The sequence below is a fragment of the Streptomyces sp. NBC_01217 genome (assembly GCF_035994185.1).
GTDB lineage: Bacteria > Actinomycetota > Actinomycetes > Streptomycetales > Streptomycetaceae > Streptomyces.
The window spans coordinates 3,155,713-3,171,175 of record NZ_CP108538.1 but is presented as its reverse complement, the minus strand read 5'-3'; the positions used below and the strand labels follow the sequence as shown (position 1 = coordinate 3,171,175).

General features: G+C 70.3%; 12 protein-coding genes and 2 pseudogenes. 8 read left to right on the top strand and 6 right to left on the bottom strand.

The genetic code is table 11. The annotated features are described in order from the left end of the window. The first annotated feature begins 127 nt into the window (after positions 1–127). Positions 128–1,417, top strand: coding sequence for a citrate synthase (locus tag OG507_RS13865; RefSeq protein WP_327367499.1), 1,290 nt, complete (start codon positions 128–130; stop codon positions 1,415–1,417). Positions 1,418–1,913: 496 nt separating this feature from the next. Here OG507_RS13865 and OG507_RS13860 read toward each other — a convergent pair whose 3' ends face one another. The 3 genes and pseudogenes from OG507_RS13860 to OG507_RS13850 all read right to left on the bottom strand — a co-directional run. Continuing rightward, positions 1,914–4,334 (bottom strand): heavy metal translocating P-type ATPase, encoded by a 2,421-nt coding sequence (locus tag OG507_RS13860; protein WP_327367498.1) that lies wholly within the window; start codon positions 4,332–4,334, stop codon positions 1,914–1,916. A 121-nt stretch (positions 4,335–4,455) separates the two neighbouring features. Continuing rightward, positions 4,456–4,764, bottom strand: a complete 309-nt coding sequence (locus tag OG507_RS13855; RefSeq protein WP_327367497.1) for a heavy-metal-associated domain-containing protein — start codon at positions 4,762–4,764, stop codon at positions 4,456–4,458. A gap of 166 nt (positions 4,765–4,930) precedes the next feature. Next, positions 4,931–5,332 (bottom strand): annotated as a pseudogene (locus tag OG507_RS13850) (TetR/AcrR family transcriptional regulator); the annotation flags it as partial. 1 nt (position 5,333) lies between these two features. On the opposite strand from OG507_RS13850, the pseudogene OG507_RS13845 reads away from it, so the two are divergent. Further along, positions 5,334–5,861, top strand: a pseudogene (locus OG507_RS13845) (MMPL family transporter); the annotation flags it as partial. 43 nt (positions 5,862–5,904) lie between these two features. Further along, complete coding sequence (locus OG507_RS13840) at positions 5,905–6,954, top strand: zinc-dependent alcohol dehydrogenase family protein (RefSeq protein WP_327367496.1); 1,050 nt, start codon at positions 5,905–5,907, stop codon at positions 6,952–6,954. Between the two features lie 75 nt (positions 6,955–7,029). On the opposite strand, the gene OG507_RS13835 is transcribed toward OG507_RS13840, so the two are convergent. The 3 genes from OG507_RS13835 to OG507_RS13825 all read right to left on the bottom strand — a co-directional run bounded on the left by OG507_RS13835 (position 7,030) and on the right by OG507_RS13825 (position 8,973). Continuing rightward, entirely contained in the window at positions 7,030–7,227 is a 198-nt protein-coding gene (locus tag OG507_RS13835; RefSeq protein WP_093898674.1) for a helix-turn-helix transcriptional regulator, read from the bottom strand. Positions 7,228–7,474: 247 nt separating this feature from the next. Further along, positions 7,475–7,888: a peptidoglycan-binding domain-containing protein gene (locus tag OG507_RS13830; protein ID WP_327367495.1), complete on the bottom strand. Its 414-nt coding sequence runs from the start codon at positions 7,886–7,888 to the stop codon at positions 7,475–7,477. Between the two features lie 158 nt (positions 7,889–8,046). Further along, positions 8,047–8,973, bottom strand: a complete 927-nt coding sequence (locus tag OG507_RS13825) for a sugar phosphate isomerase/epimerase family protein (RefSeq protein WP_327367494.1) — start codon at positions 8,971–8,973, stop codon at positions 8,047–8,049. Between the two features lie 132 nt (positions 8,974–9,105). Between OG507_RS13825 and iolC the strand changes: the two genes are divergently transcribed. From iolC to OG507_RS13800, 5 genes are read left to right on the top strand one after another with little or no spacing between them, the layout of a single operon-like run. Further along, positions 9,106–10,101, top strand: a complete 996-nt coding sequence (iolC, locus tag OG507_RS13820) for a 5-dehydro-2-deoxygluconokinase (protein ID WP_327367493.1) — start codon at positions 9,106–9,108, stop codon at positions 10,099–10,101. Beyond that, positions 10,098–11,033, top strand: coding sequence for a Cgl0159 family (beta/alpha)8-fold protein (locus OG507_RS13815; RefSeq protein WP_327367492.1), 936 nt, complete (start codon positions 10,098–10,100; stop codon positions 11,031–11,033). Before iolC ends, OG507_RS13815 begins: the two co-directional genes overlap by 4 nt. Next, the gene (iolB, locus tag OG507_RS13810) at positions 11,030–11,926 is read left to right on the top strand and encodes a 5-deoxy-glucuronate isomerase (protein ID WP_327367491.1); all 897 of its coding nucleotides are present in this window, start codon (positions 11,030–11,032) and stop codon (positions 11,924–11,926) included. Before OG507_RS13815 ends, iolB begins: the two co-directional genes overlap by 4 nt. Continuing rightward, positions 11,836–13,812 (top strand): 3D-(3,5/4)-trihydroxycyclohexane-1,2-dione acylhydrolase (decyclizing), encoded by a 1,977-nt coding sequence (gene iolD, locus OG507_RS13805; protein WP_442810978.1) that lies wholly within the window; start codon positions 11,836–11,838, stop codon positions 13,810–13,812. The genes iolB and iolD overlap by 91 nt, the downstream gene beginning before the upstream one ends. A 25-nt stretch (positions 13,813–13,837) precedes the next feature. Continuing rightward, entirely contained in the window at positions 13,838–15,337 is a 1,500-nt protein-coding gene (locus tag OG507_RS13800; protein ID WP_327367489.1) for a CoA-acylating methylmalonate-semialdehyde dehydrogenase, read from the top strand. Positions 15,338–15,463: the final 126 nt, after the last annotated feature.

The following is a 15,463-nucleotide window of genomic DNA, read 5'->3' as shown; positions in this document are numbered from 1 at the left end:
TCGCGGCACTGAGTGCCGCGAGTAGGTCCAATGGACGACCCCGAGTGCACTCTCCTGAGCCAAATGGGGGAGGGTGGAGACAGTCAGGGAACCTCGAAGAAGAGGCACTACGTCGGTGAGGGATGACGTGAGCGACAACTCTGTAGTACTGCGGTACGGCGACGGCGAGTACACCTACCCGGTGATCGACAGCACCGTCGGCGACAAGGGCTTCGACATCGGGAAGCTCCGGGCCAATACCGGTCTGGTGACGCTGGACAGCGGGTACGGCAACACCGCAGCGTATAAATCGGCCATCACGTACCTCGACGGCGAGCAGGGCATCCTGCGGTACCGCGGCTACCCCATCGAGCAGCTGGCGGAGCAGTCGACCTTCCTCGAGGTGGCGTACACGCTCATCAACGGTGAGCTTCCCAAGGTCGATGAGCTGTCGACCTTCAAGAACGAGATCACCCAGCACACGCTGCTGCACGAGGACGTCAAGCGGTTCTTCGACGGCTTCCCGCGCGACGCCCACCCGATGGCCATGCTGTCCTCGGTCGTCAGCGCGCTGTCCACGTTCTACCAGGACAGCCACAACCCGTTCGACGAGCAGCAGCGCCACCTCTCGACGATCCGGCTGCTGGCCAAGCTGCCGACGATCGCCGCGTACGCGTACAAGAAGTCGATCGGGCACCCCTTCGTCTACCCGCGCAACGACCTCGGGTACGTCGAGAACTTCCTGCGCATGACCTTCTCGGTCCCCGCCCAGGAGTACGACCTGGACCCGGTCGTCGTCTCCGCGCTCGACAAGCTGCTCATCCTGCACGCGGACCACGAGCAGAACTGTTCGACCTCCACCGTGCGTCTGGTCGGCTCCTCGCAGGCGAACATGTTCGCCTCGATCTCCGCCGGTATCTCGGCGCTGTGGGGCCCCCTGCACGGCGGCGCCAACCAGTCGGTGCTGGAGATGCTGGAAGGCATCCAGGCCAACGGCGGCGACGTCGACTCCTTCATCCGCAAGGTGAAGAACAAGGAGGACGGCGTCCGCCTGATGGGCTTCGGCCACCGGGTGTACAAGTCCTTCGACCCGCGCGCGAAGATCATCAAGGCCGCGGCCCACGACGTGCTGTCGTCGCTCGGCAAGTCCGACGAGTTGCTCGACATCGCGCTCAAGCTGGAGGAACACGCGCTCTCCGACGACTACTTCGTCTCGCGCAACCTCTACCCCAACGTGGACTTCTACACGGGTCTGATCTACCGGGCCATGGGCTTCCCGAGTGAGATGTTCACCGTGCTCTTCGCGATCGGCCGGCTTCCCGGCTGGATCGCCCAGTGGCACGAGATGATCAAGGAGCCGGGTTCCCGCATCGGCCGCCCGCGCCAGATCTACACCGGCGAGGTCCTGCGCGACTTCGTCCCGGTCGAGAGCCGCTGAACTTCGTAGTACCCCTGCATCACCCCGGCCGTCCGAGGCCGGTCGTCTTCGCCCCGAGGTACCGCGCTTTCGCACAGAGCGCGGTGTCCGGGGCGATTTGCGTATGCGGCAGGCCCGGCAGCGAGAAGCGCCCCGCCATCGATCCCCCCACGGGCCGACAGCGAGGCGCTTCCCATGTCCCGGAGCGGATTCCCCCCACGGGATCCGGCCGGGCGTCTGCGGGAGCCGCGGCAAGCCGGGGCTCCTGGGCGCTCCTCACATACTGCGAGCTGCGCTCTTCACTTGTACTTCCAGTGCGATCTGCCGGGGTACGTACGCACGGGAGGGCCGCTCAAAGCTCCCCGGTGCACGTGCCCCGGCCAACGCTTGCCCGAAGCATCCCCCAAGACACTTCGACGGACGTCCCCCAAGACATCCATGGCATCGCACTCTTAGACTCGCGAACCCACCGGATGGTTACCCTGAAACCGGTGTGATCTAAATCTCTTTGTGGAAGTTACGTGAAGGAGCGCAACCGCAGGCTGTTCGTCACGACGAAGACCGATGAGAACGCCATCGCCGCTCCTGCAATCATAGGGTTGAGCAGGCCAAATACCGCAAGGGGCAAGGCAGCTGTGTTATAGGCGAATGCCCAGAAGAGATTACCCCTGATGGTGGCCAGTGTGCGCCGGGAGAGCCGGATCGCATCGGCCGCCACCTTGAGATCTCCACGAACCAGGGTCAGATCGCTCGCCTCGATCGCGGCGTCCGTGCCGGTCCCCATCGCCAGTCCGAGATCGGCGGTGGCCAGGGCGGCCGCGTCGTTCGCCCCGTCACCGACCATGGCGACGGAACGCCCCTGGGCCCGGAGCCGCTCGATGACATGGACCTTCTCCTCGGGCAGGACCTCGGCGTGGACCTCGTCGATTCCGACGGCACGGGCCACGGTGTCCGCCACGGCCCGGTTGTCACCGGTCAGCAGAACGGGACGCAGGCCGAGTGCGCGCAGCTCGGCGACGGCCGCCGCGCTGGACTCCTTGACCGCGTCGGCGACGGCGAGGACGCCGCGCGGCTGCCCGTCCCAGGCGATCACGATCGCGGTACGGCCCCGGGCAGCCGCGTCCGCCACGGCGCCTGACAGGGCGTCGGGGACATCGATGCCCGCGTCGGTGAGCAGCTGCGGACGGCCGGCCAGGACCCGGTGTCCGTCGACCGTGCCGCGTACGCCGAGGCCCGGGACGGTGGCGAAGTCCTCGGGGGCGGGAAGGGGGCCGCCGATACGCTCCATGGCTCCGGCGGCGACGGCGCGGGCGATGGGGTGCTCGGAGGAGTGCTCCAGCGCACCGGCAAGCTGCAGCAGCCGGGTCTCGTCGGTGCCGGGCGCGGGGTGGATGCCCTGGAGGGTCATCCGGCCGGTGGTGACCGTGCCGGTCTTGTCGAGGACGATCGTGTCGATGCGGTGCGTGCTCTCCAGGACCTCCGGGCCCTTGATCAGGATGCCGAGCTGGGCGCCGCGCCCCGTACCGACCATGAGGGCGGTGGGGGTGGCCAGGCCCAGGGCGCAGGGGCAGGCGATGATCAGTACGGCGACGGCGGCGGTGAACGCGGCGGTCATGTCGTCCGTGACGAGCAGCCAGCCGATCAGGGTCGCCAGCGCGAGCAGCAGCACCACGGGTACGAAGACGGCGGAGATCCGGTCGGCGAGGCGCTGGGCGGCCGCCTTGCCGTTCTGGGCGTCCTCGACGAGCCGGGCCATCCGGGCGAGCTGGGTGTCGGCGCCGATCCGGGTGGCCTCGACGACGAGCCGGCCGCCCGCGTTGAGGGTGGCCCCGGTGACGGAGTCGCCGACGCCCACGTCGACGGGTACGGACTCGCCGGTGAGCATCGACGCGTCGACGGCCGAGGCGCCCTCGACGACCGTGCCGTCGGTGGCGATCTTCTCGCCGGGGCGGACCAGGAACCGGTCCCCGACGGTGAGCCGGGCGATGGGAATGCGTACTTCTGTACCGCCCCGGAGGACGGAGACGTCCTTCGCGCCCAGGTGCATCAGCGCGCGCAGGGCGGAACCGGCCTTCCGCTTGGACTTCGCCTCCAGATAGCGCCCCAGCAGGATGAAGGTGACGACCCCGGCCGCGACCTCCAGATAGAGGGCGGACGAGCCTTCGGTCCGCGAGACGGTGACGTCGAAGCCGTGCCGCATGCCGGTCATGCCCGCGTCGCCGAGGAACAGCGCCCACAGGGACCAGCCGAAGGCGGCGAGGGTGCCGACCGAGACCAGGGTGTCCATGGTGGCCGCGCCGTGCCGGAGGTTGGTCCAGGCGGCGCGGTGGAAGGGCAGCCCGCCCCAGATGACGACCGGTGCGGCGAGGGTGAGGGAGAGCCACTGCCAGTTGTCGAACTGGAGGGCGGGGACCATCGCGAGCACGATGACGGGGACGGAGAGAACGGCGGAGACGGCCAGACGCTGACGCAGTGAGGCAAGGGCGCCGACGGCGTTCCGCTCGGCGGGGTCGTCGGTGTCGGTGTCGGTGTCGGTGCCGGCGTCGGTGCTGGTGCGGGCTTCGCCGTCGGTACGGGGCTCGGCGGCGGTACGGGCTTTGGTGCTGGTGCTGGTGCTGGTGCTCGTACCCGTGCCGGTGCCTTCAGGCGCAGGCGTCACTCGTGCGGGGGCGGGCAGGGCCGGTTCGGGGCGGTGTACGGGCTGCGCCGTGTAGCCGGTCTTCTCGACCGTGGCGATCAGATCCGCGAGGCCGGTTCCCGGGCCGAAGGCGACACGGGCCTTCTCGGTCGCGTAGTTGACGGTGGCGGTGACGCCGTCCATCCGGTTGAGCTTCTTCTCGACGCGGGCCGCGCAGGAGGCGCAGGTCATCCCGCCGATCGTGAGTTCGGCCCGCGAACTCTCCACTGCCGGGGTTTCGGCCTCTGTTGCGCTGTGCATGTCCGAACTCCTGAAACGCCGACCGGACCGTACCCCACCAGTATCTGCTGGTCGGTTCGGCCCGGTGGCAAAGGGGGGTGGTGCGGGTGCGTCCGGCGTATCGGGTGTGCCCCGACGGTGTTCAGGCCCGGCCGACGAGCTCGTACCCGGCCTCGTCGACCGCGGCGCGTACGGCGTCCTCGGTCAGCGGGGCCCGCGAGACGACGGTCACCCGGCCGGTGGAGGCGACGGCCTTCACCGAGGTGACGCCGTCGATGCCGGAGATCTCCTCGGAGACGGCGCCCTCGCAGTGTCCACAGGTCATACCGGCCACCTGGTAGACGGTGGTCACACCGTCCGCGCCGGCGCCGGAGTCCGCGCCGTCGTGGCAGGAGCCGCTGGGCGAGCAGCAGGAGCCGGTGGCCTGGGGGAGCTGGGTCTCGGCGGTCATGGTGTTCTCCTCTTCGACGAGCACAAGGGTGTGATGTCGGAAGCCCCGGAGACCGGTGTGCCCCAACACTCATCAGACTATACCCCTAGGGGGTATGAATGCGAGCGCCCTGCCCGGCGAGAAGGGGGATTTGTCCGAATCCTATGGCGTACGGGATTGCGGGCGCTCAGGGGGCGGGGAGCGGGGCGGTGCCGACCAGTGGTTCCAGGTAGCGGAACAGTGCGGTCTTCAGCTCCCTGGCGTACGCGTCCCGCTCGTCGCCCTCGTGGGCCATGATCAGGGCGAGCCCGCCCTTGAAGAGGATGAAGATCATGTTGGCGATACGGGTGATCTGGTCGGGCGGGGTGGCCGGCAGGTAGTCGCCCAGGATCATTTCGACGCGGTCGAGCATGGTCATGTGCAGCGCGTCGTGACCCTGGGTGATCATTCCGGGGACCTCGGAACCGTGCATCAGGACGGTGAAGGCCGGATTCTCGCAGTTGAAGGCGATCAGCGGGTCGAGGATGGCGTCCAGCATCCGGTCCAGCGGGAGCGTCAGATGGTGCGGGAGGAATGCGGCGCCATAGGTCGGAGCGGTCGTCTGGGTCTTCCAGGACGGGCATCTGTCCGGGCTGCTCTCCTTCACCAGTACCGGAGACATAGAGACGACCCTGCCGGTACTGATGTTCTGCGTCGCCTTCGGACTCTCCATGGACTACGGGGTCTTCCTGCTCTCCCGGATCAAGGAGGAGTACGACCGCACCGGGGACCACGAGCGGTCGGTGACCTTCGGGCTGCGGCACACCGGCGGGCTGATTACCGCGGCAGCCGTGATCCTGGCAGTGGTGATGGTCGCCATCGGTACGTCACGGGTGGCCAACACCAAGATGCTGGGCCTCGGCATCGCCGTGGCCGTGCTGATGGACGCCATGGTGGTGCGCAGCCTGCTGGTTCCTTCCGTGATGAAGCTGATGGGCAAGGTCAGCTGGTGGGCGCCCGCCCCGCTGCGGGCCTTTTACCGGAGATTCGGCCTGAGCGAAGGAGAGTCCGCGCCGGTTCCGGTGGAGGAGATGTCGAAGGACGCTCCGGAGCGGGACAAGGTCATCAGCGGGGCGTAGATTCGGCCGCCCGGACAGCGGGGCCGAACGAAGGGCTGGGCCGATGCGAGCGGTGGTGTTCGAGGAGTTCGGGCAGGACGCCCGGGTGCGGGAGGTGCCGGATCCGAGCCCCTCCGGGCAGGGCGTCGTGGTCCGCGTCGAGGCCACCGGGCTGTGCCGCAGCGACTGGCACGGCTGGATGGGTCACGACCCGGACATCGCTCTGCCCCATGTGCCCGGTCATGAACTGGCCGGTGTGGTGGAGGCGGTGGGGAGCGGTGTCGTCAACTGGCGGCCAGGCGACCGGGTCACCGTGCCCTTCGTCTGCGCGTGCGGCCGTTGCGCCGCCTGCGCGGCCGGAGCCCAGCAGGTCTGCGAGCGGCAGACCCAGCCCGGCTTCACGCACTGGGGTTCGTTCGCCGAGTACGTGGCGCTGGAGCAGGCCGACGTCAATCTGGTCGCCGTGCCCGAGGGACTCTCCTTCGCCACGGCGGCCGGTCTGGGGTGCAGGTTCGCCACGGCGTTCCGGGCGGTCGTGGCTCAGGGGCGGGTGGCGCCGGGGGAGTGGGTCGCGGTGCACGGCTGCGGAGGGGTCGGACTGTCTGCCGTCATGATCGCGGCGGCCTGTGGGGCCAGGGTCGTCGCGGTCGACATCTCGGCGGACGCTCTCGAACTGGCGCGCGCATTCGGCGCGGTGGAGTGCGTGGACGCCTCCGCGTACCCGGGCGGGGCGGACGAGGCGGTGCGCGAGCTGACGGGCGGCGGGGCCCATCTGTCGCTCGACGCCCTGGGCTCCCCGGTCACCTGCGCCGCCTCCGTGCGGAGCCTGCGTCGACAGGGCCGCCATGTGCAGGTCGGGCTGCTGCCCACGGCGGCCGGTGACCCCGTCGTGCCCATGGCGCGCGTGATCGGCCTGGAGCTGGAGATCTTCGGCAGCCACGGCATGGCCGCGCACGCGTACCCGCCGATGATGGACCTGGTCCTGGCCGGCGCACTCCGCCCCGACCTGCTGGTGACCTCCACCATCGGCCTGGACGCGGCCCCCGCGGCGCTCGCCGCGATGGGGACGGCGCCCGGGGCAGGGGTGACGATCATCGAGCCGTCGAGAGTCTGACCGTACGCCCGGACGAAGAGTGAGGCCCCGTACGGCGGCGGGGTGGGGGCCGTTCGCCGTACGGGGCCTGAGGTGTCAGTCCCTGCGTCCTCGATTGCCGGGTCTTGAGGCGACCCAGGCACGGATGGTGTCCGCGTACCAGTAGGGCTTGCCGCTCTCCACGTGGTCGGGTGACGGGAGGAGGCCGTGTTTGCGGTACGAGCGGACGGTGTCCGGCTGCACCCGGATGTGCGCGGCAATGTCCTTGTAGGACCAGAGTCTTCTGTCCGTCATAGATGACACCTCTCTGCACCGCAGCGGCAGCCGGGAAGGCCGTCGGGGGAGCCGCGGCGCGGACGCTGACGATCGCTCAGCCTGTGCCCGGTGCAACGACATGGACCGAGTTCCGGGGAGGGGCTGTCGAGCGCCTGTTACGCAAGACCCGCGTAATGGAGACATGCGTGACGAGAAGGTGATCTCTGTGACAGAAGGCATGCATGGTGCCCAAGGGGGCCGCCGGTAGGGGAGGAGGCGTGCGGAGTTACGCCCGCGGATACGGCAGCGGGGTCACGCGATCGGGTCCCGCGTGCCAGAGCGCCGACCAGGTGGCCGGGGTGACCAGGCCGTCCGGTGTGAGCGGCGGGTGGTTTGCCTGGAAGCGCTGTACGGCGAGGAGGGTCTCGGGGCCGAACGTTCCGTCGACCGCGGACCACGGCAGGTAGTGCCGGTTGGCCAGAATGCACTGGACCTGGGACACCCGCTCGCCCTGCTCGCCGTAGACGGTGAGCCCGTCGCCGTCGTAGAAGGCGCAGACCGCGCTGGAGCCGGGTGGTGGCGGCGGGTTGTGCTCGTCGGCCGAGGCGCCGGGGGCGGTGGCGAGGGCGGCTGCCAGGGCGACGGCGGCCAGGGCCGAGGTTCCGGCCGCCCTGCGGGACGACAGCATCTTCCGGATCATGGCGAGTTGCTCCTAGTGCGTGGAGGTGCGTGGAGGTGCGTGGAGGTGCGTGGTGATGCGCGCGGCGGCGGTGCGCGGCCGGGAACCGCGCACCGACTCCTCATCGAGGACAACACCGCCTACCGCCTCCACGTCACTTCCCGGGGCCGCTCGGCGTGTCAGGGGGCCCGGTGCGCGCCGCCGCAGGAGCGTAGGAATTCCCGGGTGCGGCGGGCGATGGGAAAGGGCTTGTCGGGCGGGCACGGATACATGTCCTGCTCGACGATGGCGAAGAGGTCGACGTCCAGCTTGCGGGCGGCGGCCAGCACGGGCTCCAGCGCGGGCACCCCGCCCGGTGGTTCGCACATCACCCCGCGCGCCACGGCGGGCCCGAACGGCACCTCGCCGGCCACGACTTCGGCCAGGATCTCCGGGTCGACCTGCTTGAGGTGCAGATAGCCGATCCGTTCGCCGTAGGTCTCGATCAGTCTGACGCTGTCGCCGCCGCAGTAGGCGTAGTGGCCGGTGTCGAGGCAGAGCGAGACGAGGTCGGGATCGGTGGCGTCGAGGAAGCGGCTGACGTTCTCCTCGGTGTCGATATGGGTGTCGGCATGCGGATGGACGACGATCCGCAGCCCGAAGCGGTCCCGCACCTCGCGGCCCAGCCGCTCCGTCTGGGTGGTGAGATCGCGCCACTGCCGCGCAGTGAGGGTGCGGTCCTCCAGGACCTCGCCCGTCCTGTCGTCGCGCCAGAACGACGGGATGACCACGAGATGCCCGGCGCCCATCGCCCGGGTGAGTGCCGCGATGTCGGCGACATGCGCCCAGGTCCGGTCCCAGACGTCCGGGCCGTGGTGCAATCCGGTGAAAACGGTGCCCGCGGAGACGGTGAGACCACGGCCGCGGGTCTCGTCGGCAAGGCGGGCCGGATCGGTCGGGAGGTAGCCGTACGGGCCGAGTTCGATCCACTCGTAACCCGCCGCGGAGACCTCGTCGAGGAAGCGTTGCCAGGGCACCTGGCGCGGATCGTCGGGGAACCACACACCCCACGAGTCGGGTGCCGAACCGATACGGACACGGGTCGGGGCCAATGCGGAGGAGGTCATGCGGCCCAGCCTCCCGGCCCCCGGGGCGAGTGTCAATCATTCGTCCGTATGTCCGGACAAAGCATTGACAGGGTTCCGGGGGAGGGCTAGACCTGGGAGCAGCCGCCCCGGTCGCCGGTCGAAGGGATGCTTATGCCTGAGCTGTACGACGTGATCACCATGGGCCGGATCGGTGTGGATCTCTACCCCTTGCAGACCGGGCTGCCCCTGGCCCGGGTCGAGACTTTCGGGAAGTTCCTCGGTGGCTCGCCCACCAATGTCGCTGTCGCGGCGGCCCGGCTCGGCCGGCGGACCGCCGTGGTGACCCGCACCGGCCGGGACGCCTTCGGGGAGTATCTCCACCACCAGCTGCGGGAGTTCGGGGTGGACGACCGGTGGGTGACGCCCGTCGACGCGTATCCGACCCCGCTCACCTTCTGCGAGATCTTCCCGCCCGACGACTTCCCGCTCTACTTCTACCGGCAGCCCAAGGCCCCCGACCTGGAGATCCACGAACGGGAGCTGGACCTCGAAGCGGTGCGTTCCGCCCGGGTCTTCTGGATGACGGGCACCGGGCTGTGCGCCGAACCGAGCCGCACATCGACCCTTGCCGCACTGCGCGCCCGCGACCGGTCCGGCATCACCGTCTTCGACCTCGACTGGCGCCCGATGTTCTGGGACACCACAGAACCCGCACGGGGCTCCACCCCCACCGCCCGCTACCGCGAGGCCCTCGCCCATGCCACCGTCGCCGTCGGCAACCTCGACGAGTGCGAGATCGCGACCGGCGAGCGCGAACCGTACGCGGCCGCCCGCGCCCTGATCGCCGCGGGCGTGGAACTCGCCGTCGTCAAGCAGGGCCCCAAGGGCGTCCTCGCCGTCCACCGCGACGGCACGGTGGCCGATGTGCCGCCGCTGCCCGTCGAGGTCGTCAACGGCCTCGGCGCCGGTGACGCCTTCGGCGGGGCGCTCTGCCACGGCCTGCTCGCAGGCTGGGAGACCGAACGCGTCATGCGGTACGCCAACGCAGCCGGCGCCATCGTCGCCTCCCGGATCGCCTGCTCGTCCGCCATGCCGTTCCCCTGCGAAGTCGAAGCGGCCCTGACCGAAGGCGCCGTCACCTCCCGCCCCACCGGAGCCACCCCATGACGCCCCCGGCCTCCTCGGTCTCCGAACTCGTCCAGCTGCGCATGCGCCACCCCGAAGCCGTCGCCGAAGCGGCCGCGCGCCGCCACAGACGCCCCCTCGTCGGCAGCGGCGGACGCCTGATGATCATCGCGGCGGACCACCCGGCCCGTGGCTCCCTCGCCGTCGGCGACCGCGAACTGGCCATGGCTAACCGCTTCGAGCTCCTGGAACGGCTCTGCCTCGCCCTCTCCCGCCCCGGCGTCGACGGCGTCCTCGCCACCGCCGACATCCTCGACGACCTGCTGCTCCTCGGCGCACTGGAGAACAAGGTCGTCATCGGCTCGATGAACCGCGGCGGACTCGCGGGCGCCGCCTTCGAACTCGACGACCGCTTCACCGGCCACCGCCCCGAAGACCTCGCCCGGCTCCGCTTCGACGCGGGCAAACTGCTGCTCCGCATCGACTACGACGACCCCGGTTCGCTCGACACCATGCACGCCACCGCCCGCGCCATCGACGCCATGGCCGCGCACCGGCTGCCCGTCTTCGTCGAGCCGTTCCTCTGCCGCCGCCTGGACGGCCGCCTCCGCAACGACCTCGGCGCGGAGGCGGTCACCACCTCGATCGCCATCGCCTCGGGCCTGGCCGGGACATCCGCGTACACCTGGCTCAAGGTCCCCGTCACGAAGAATCCCGACGACATGTCCCGGGTGATGGAGACATCGACACTTCCCGCCGTGCTGCTGGGCGGGGAGGTGGGCAACGACCTGGACGGCGCGTTCGAGAAATGGCGCACGGCCCTGCGGCTGCCGACCGTCCAGGGCCTGGTCGTGGGGCGTTCGCTGCTCTACCCGGCCGACGGGGAGGTGGCCGCGGCCGTCGACACGGCCGTATCGCTGCTGGAGCCGAGAGGAACGGGTACGTACGGGGTACCGGACAGGAAATGGGTATGACGACGCACGACGAACCGCGGTACCACCTCCGCGCCGGGAGCGCGGCAAGCGGCCCCTACGCCCTCGGTATCGACCCGGAGCGGGCCGGCTGGGAACGGTCGAGCCTGCGCGTGCTCGAACTGGCGCCGGGAAGAGTTCACACGCTCGTCACCGGGGAGAGCGAGTGGATCGTCCTGCCGTTGACCGGTGGCTGTACGGTGCATACCTCAGATGAGATCTTTGAACTGCTGGGCCGGGAAAGCGTGTTCAGCGGGGTATCCGACTTCGCGTACGTACCGCGTGACGCCCATGCACAGATCGCCTCCGGCGCAGGAGGCCGCTTCGCCCTGGCAGGAGCGAAGTGCGAGCGACGACTCCCCGCTCGCTACGGCCCCGCGCCGGAGGTACCCGTCGAGCTGCGCGGCTCCGGGAACTGCTCCCGCCAGGTCAACAACTTCGCCGCGGCCGACGCGTTCGAGTGCGACCGGCTGATCGCCGTCGAGGTCCTCACCCCCGGCGGCAACTGGTCGTCCTACCCACCGCACAAGCACGACGAGCACCGCCCCGGCGTCGAGTCCGTACTGGAGGAGATCTACTACTTCGAGGTGGAGAACGACGGCCTCGGCTACCACCGGGTGTCGCCGTCGCGGGACGGCGGTACGGACGTCCTCGCCGAGGTCCGCAGCGGCGACGCGGTCCTCATCCCCGACGGCTGGCACGGCCCGTCCATCGCCGCCCCCGGCCGCACCCTCTACTACCTCAACGTGATGGCGGGCCCGGGGGAGCAGCGGGAGTGGCTGATCAGCGACCACCCCGACCACGAATGGATCCGCGACACCTGGTCCTCGCAGCCGGTGGACCCCAGACTTCCGCTCTACAGACTCCCGCTCCATGGACCGGAGGCGACCCCGTGAGCGCACCGCACACCCGCAGGCTCACCACGGCCCAGGCCCTGGTGTCCTTCCTGTCCCGCCAGTACACCGAGCGCGACGGCCGTCGACAGCGCCTGATCAGCGCCACCTGGGGCATCTTCGGCCACGGCAACGTCGCCGGAATCGGCCAGGCGCTCGTCGAGTCGGGCCGGGCCATGCCCTATCTCCAGGGCCGCAACGAGCAGGCCATGGTGCACGCAGCCGTCGGCTACGCCCGCCAGTGCGGCCGGCTCTCCGCACACGCAGTCACCACCTCCATCGGCCCCGGCGCCACCAACCTCGTGACCGGCGCCGCCCTCGCCACCATCAACCACCTCCCCGTCCTCCTCCTGCCCGGGGACACCTTCGCGACCCGGCCCGCCGACCCCGTGCTCCAGCAGCTCGAAGTCCCGGCCGCGGGCGACATCTCCGTCAACGACTGCCTGCGCCCCGTCTCCCGCTACTTCGACCGGATCACCCGCCCCGAGGCCCTGATCCCGGCCGCCCTCCAGGCCATGCGGACCCTCGCCGACCCGGCGGAGACCGGAGCGGTCACGCTCGCGCTGCCGCAGGACGTACAGGCACAGGCGCACGACTGGCCGGAGGAGTTCTTCGCCGAGCGCATCTGGTACGTACGCCGCCCCGCCCCCGACCCGTACGAACTCGACCGGGCGGTGCGAGCCGTGCGCAGCGCCCGCAGGCCGCTGATCGTGGCGGGCGGAGGGGTGCACCACAGCGCGGCGCAGGAGACCCTCGCCGCGTTCGCCGCCGCCACCCGCATCCCCGTCGCCTCCACCCAGGCCGGCAAGGGCTCCCTGCGCCACGACCACCCCGCCGACGTCGGCGGCATCGGCCACACCGGCACCGCGACCGCCGACGAGCTGGCCCGCACCGCCGACCTCGTGATCGGCATCGGCACCCGCTACTCCGACTTCACCACTGCCTCCGCCACCCTCTTCCCGAACCCGGCGGTCCGCTTCCTCAACCTCAACATCACCGGCTTCGACGCCCACAAGCTCGGCGCGCTCCCGCTCGTCGCCGACGCCCGCACCGCCATCGAAGCCCTCACCGCCGCGCTCGCCGCACGCAACCACCGTGTCGACCCGTCCTACGAGACCGAGTACACCGACGCCAAGGAGAATTGGGAGCAGCGCGTCACCGCCGCGTTCACCGCCGATGACCCGCACACCCGCCCCACCCAGGCCCAGGTACTCGGCCTCCTCGACGCCCTCGTCACCGAGGACGACATCCTGATCAACGCCGCCGGCTCGCTCCCCGGCGACCTGCACAAACTCTGGCGGGCCCGCTCCCCGCACCAGTACCACGTCGAATACGGCTACTCCTGCATGGGCTACGAGATCCCGGCCGCGATCGGCGTCCAGCTGGCCGCCCCCGGCCGCCCCGTCTGGGCCCTCGTCGGCGACGGCACGTATCTGATGAACCCCACCGAGATCGTCACCGCGGTCCAGCAGGAACTCCCCGTGAAACTGGTCATCCTCCAGAACCACGGCTACGCGTCCATCGGCGGCCTCTCCGAGACGGTCGGCGGCGAACGCTTCGGTACGGCCTACCGCCACCGCGCCGCGGACGGCTCTTTCACCGGCCCCCCGCTCCCCGTCGACCTCGCGGCCAACGCGGGCTCGCTGGGGATGCGGGTGCTGCGCGCCAAGACCGTACGTGACCTGCGCGAAGCACTCGCCGAGGCGCGCGCCGCGGACCGCCCCACTTGTGTCTACGTCGAGACCGAAACGGCAGACACAGTGTCGGGCCCCCCTCCGGCGCAGGCGTGGTGGGATGTTCCCGTAGCCGAAACGGCCACCCGGCCGTCGGCCGTGAAAGCCCGGGAAGAGTACGACCGCCACGTCGCCGACCGACGCCACCACCTCTGAAGTCGCCGCTGAAGGAGTTTCTGTCATGAAGACCGTCAACCACTGGATCGGTGGCAAGACCGTCGAGGGCGCGTCGGGCAACTACGGCCCGGTCACCGACCCGGCCACCGGCGCCGTCACCACCCAGGTCGCGCTCGCCTCCCTCGAAGAGGTCGACGCCGCGGTCGCCGCCGCCAAGGACGCCTACGCCACCTGGGGCACGTCCTCGCTCGCCGCCCGCACCGCGGTCCTCTTCCGCTACCGCGCGCTCCTCGACGCACACCGCGACGACATCGCCGCGCTGATCACCGCCGAGCACGGCAAGGTGCACTCGGACGCGCTGGGCGAGGTCGCCCGCGGTCTGGAGATCGTCGAGCTGGCCTGCGGGATCACCACCCAGCTCAAGGGCGAGCTGTCCACCCAGGTCTCCAGCCGGGTCGACGTCTCCTCGATCCGCCAGTCGCTCGGTGTCGTCGCGGGCATCACCCCGTTCAACTTCCCGGCCATGGTGCCTATGTGGATGTTCCCGCTCGCCGTCGCCTGCGGAAACACCTTTGTGCTCAAGCCCAGCGAGAAGGACCCGTCGGCCGCCAACCTGCTGGCCGAGCTGGCCTCCGAGGCCGGACTGCCGGACGGCGTGCTGAACGTGCTGCACGGCGACAAGGTCGCCGTCGACGGACTGCTGAACCACCCGGACGTCGCCGCGGTCTCCTTCGTCGGCTCCACCCCGATCGCCCGCTACATGCACGCGACCGCCTCCGCCAACGGCAAGCGCGTCCAGGCGCTCGGCGGTGCGAAGAACCACATGCTGGTGCTGCCGGACGCGGACCTCGACGCCGCGGCCGACGCCGCCGTCTCCGCCGCGTACGGCTCCGCCGGTGAGCGCTGCATGGCGATCTCCGCGGTCGTCGCGGTCGGCTCCATCGCCGACGAGCTCGTCGCCAAGATCAAGGAGCGCGCCGAGAAGATCAAGATCGGCCCCGGCAACGACCCGACGTCCGAGATGGGCCCGCTGATCACCGCGGCCCACCGCGACAAGGTCGCCTCCTACGTCACGGGCGCCGCCGCCCAGGGCGCCGACGTCGTCCTCGACGGCACCGGCTTCACCGTCGACGGCTTCGAGAAGGGCCACTGGATCGGCCTCTCCCTCCTCGACAACGTGTCCACCGACTCGGACGCGTACAAGGACGAGATCTTCGGCCCGGTGCTGTGCGTCCTGCGCACCGAGACGTACGAAGAGGGCGTCGCCCTCATGAACGCCTCGCCGTTCGGCAACGGCACCGCGATCTTCACCCGCGACGGCGGCGCCGCCCGCCGCTTCCAGCTGGAGATCGAGGCCGGCATGGTCGGCGTCAACGTGCCGATCCCGGTGCCGGTCGGCTACCACTCCTTCGGTGGCTGGAAGGACTCCCTCTTCGGCGACCACCACATCTACGGCAACGACGGCGTGCACTTCTACACCCGCGGCAAGGTCGTCACCACCCGCTGGCCGGACCCGGCCGACGCCCCGGCGGGCGTGGACCTGGGCTTCCCGCGCAACCACTGACCGACCGCCCCACCTCGACGGCCCGTACGGACGCTGTATCCGTACGGGCCGCCGCCGTGTGATCTCGGAGCCGCCGCGGGCCCACGCACCGCAGCGCGATCAAGTCGTTGCCGGCACCCGTAACTC

Coding starts and splice junctions, on each gene's coding strand:
- OG507_RS13815 (WP_327367492.1), top strand. CDS start 10,098: ATGACGCCCCCGGCCTCCTCGGTCTCCGAACTCGTCCAGCTGCGCATG.
- OG507_RS13860 (WP_327367498.1), bottom strand. CDS start 4,334: ATGCACAGCGCAACAGAGGCCGAAACCCCGGCAGTGGAGAGTTCGCGG.
- OG507_RS13840 (WP_327367496.1), top strand. CDS start 5,905: ATGCGAGCGGTGGTGTTCGAGGAGTTCGGGCAGGACGCCCGGGTGCGG.
- iolC (WP_327367493.1), top strand. CDS start 9,106: ATGCCTGAGCTGTACGACGTGATCACCATGGGCCGGATCGGTGTGGAT.
- OG507_RS13855 (WP_327367497.1), bottom strand. CDS start 4,764: ATGACCGCCGAGACCCAGCTCCCCCAGGCCACCGGCTCCTGCTGCTCG.
- iolB (WP_327367491.1), top strand. CDS start 11,030: ATGACGACGCACGACGAACCGCGGTACCACCTCCGCGCCGGGAGCGCG.
- iolD (WP_442810978.1), top strand. CDS start 11,836: ATGGATCCGCGACACCTGGTCCTCGCAGCCGGTGGACCCCAGACTTCC.
- OG507_RS13825 (WP_327367494.1), bottom strand. CDS start 8,973: ATGACCTCCTCCGCATTGGCCCCGACCCGTGTCCGTATCGGTTCGGCA.
- OG507_RS13835 (WP_093898674.1), bottom strand. CDS start 7,227: ATGACGGACAGAAGACTCTGGTCCTACAAGGACATTGCCGCGCACATC.
- OG507_RS13800 (WP_327367489.1), top strand. CDS start 13,838: ATGAAGACCGTCAACCACTGGATCGGTGGCAAGACCGTCGAGGGCGCG.
- OG507_RS13830 (WP_327367495.1), bottom strand. CDS start 7,888: ATGATCCGGAAGATGCTGTCGTCCCGCAGGGCGGCCGGAACCTCGGCC.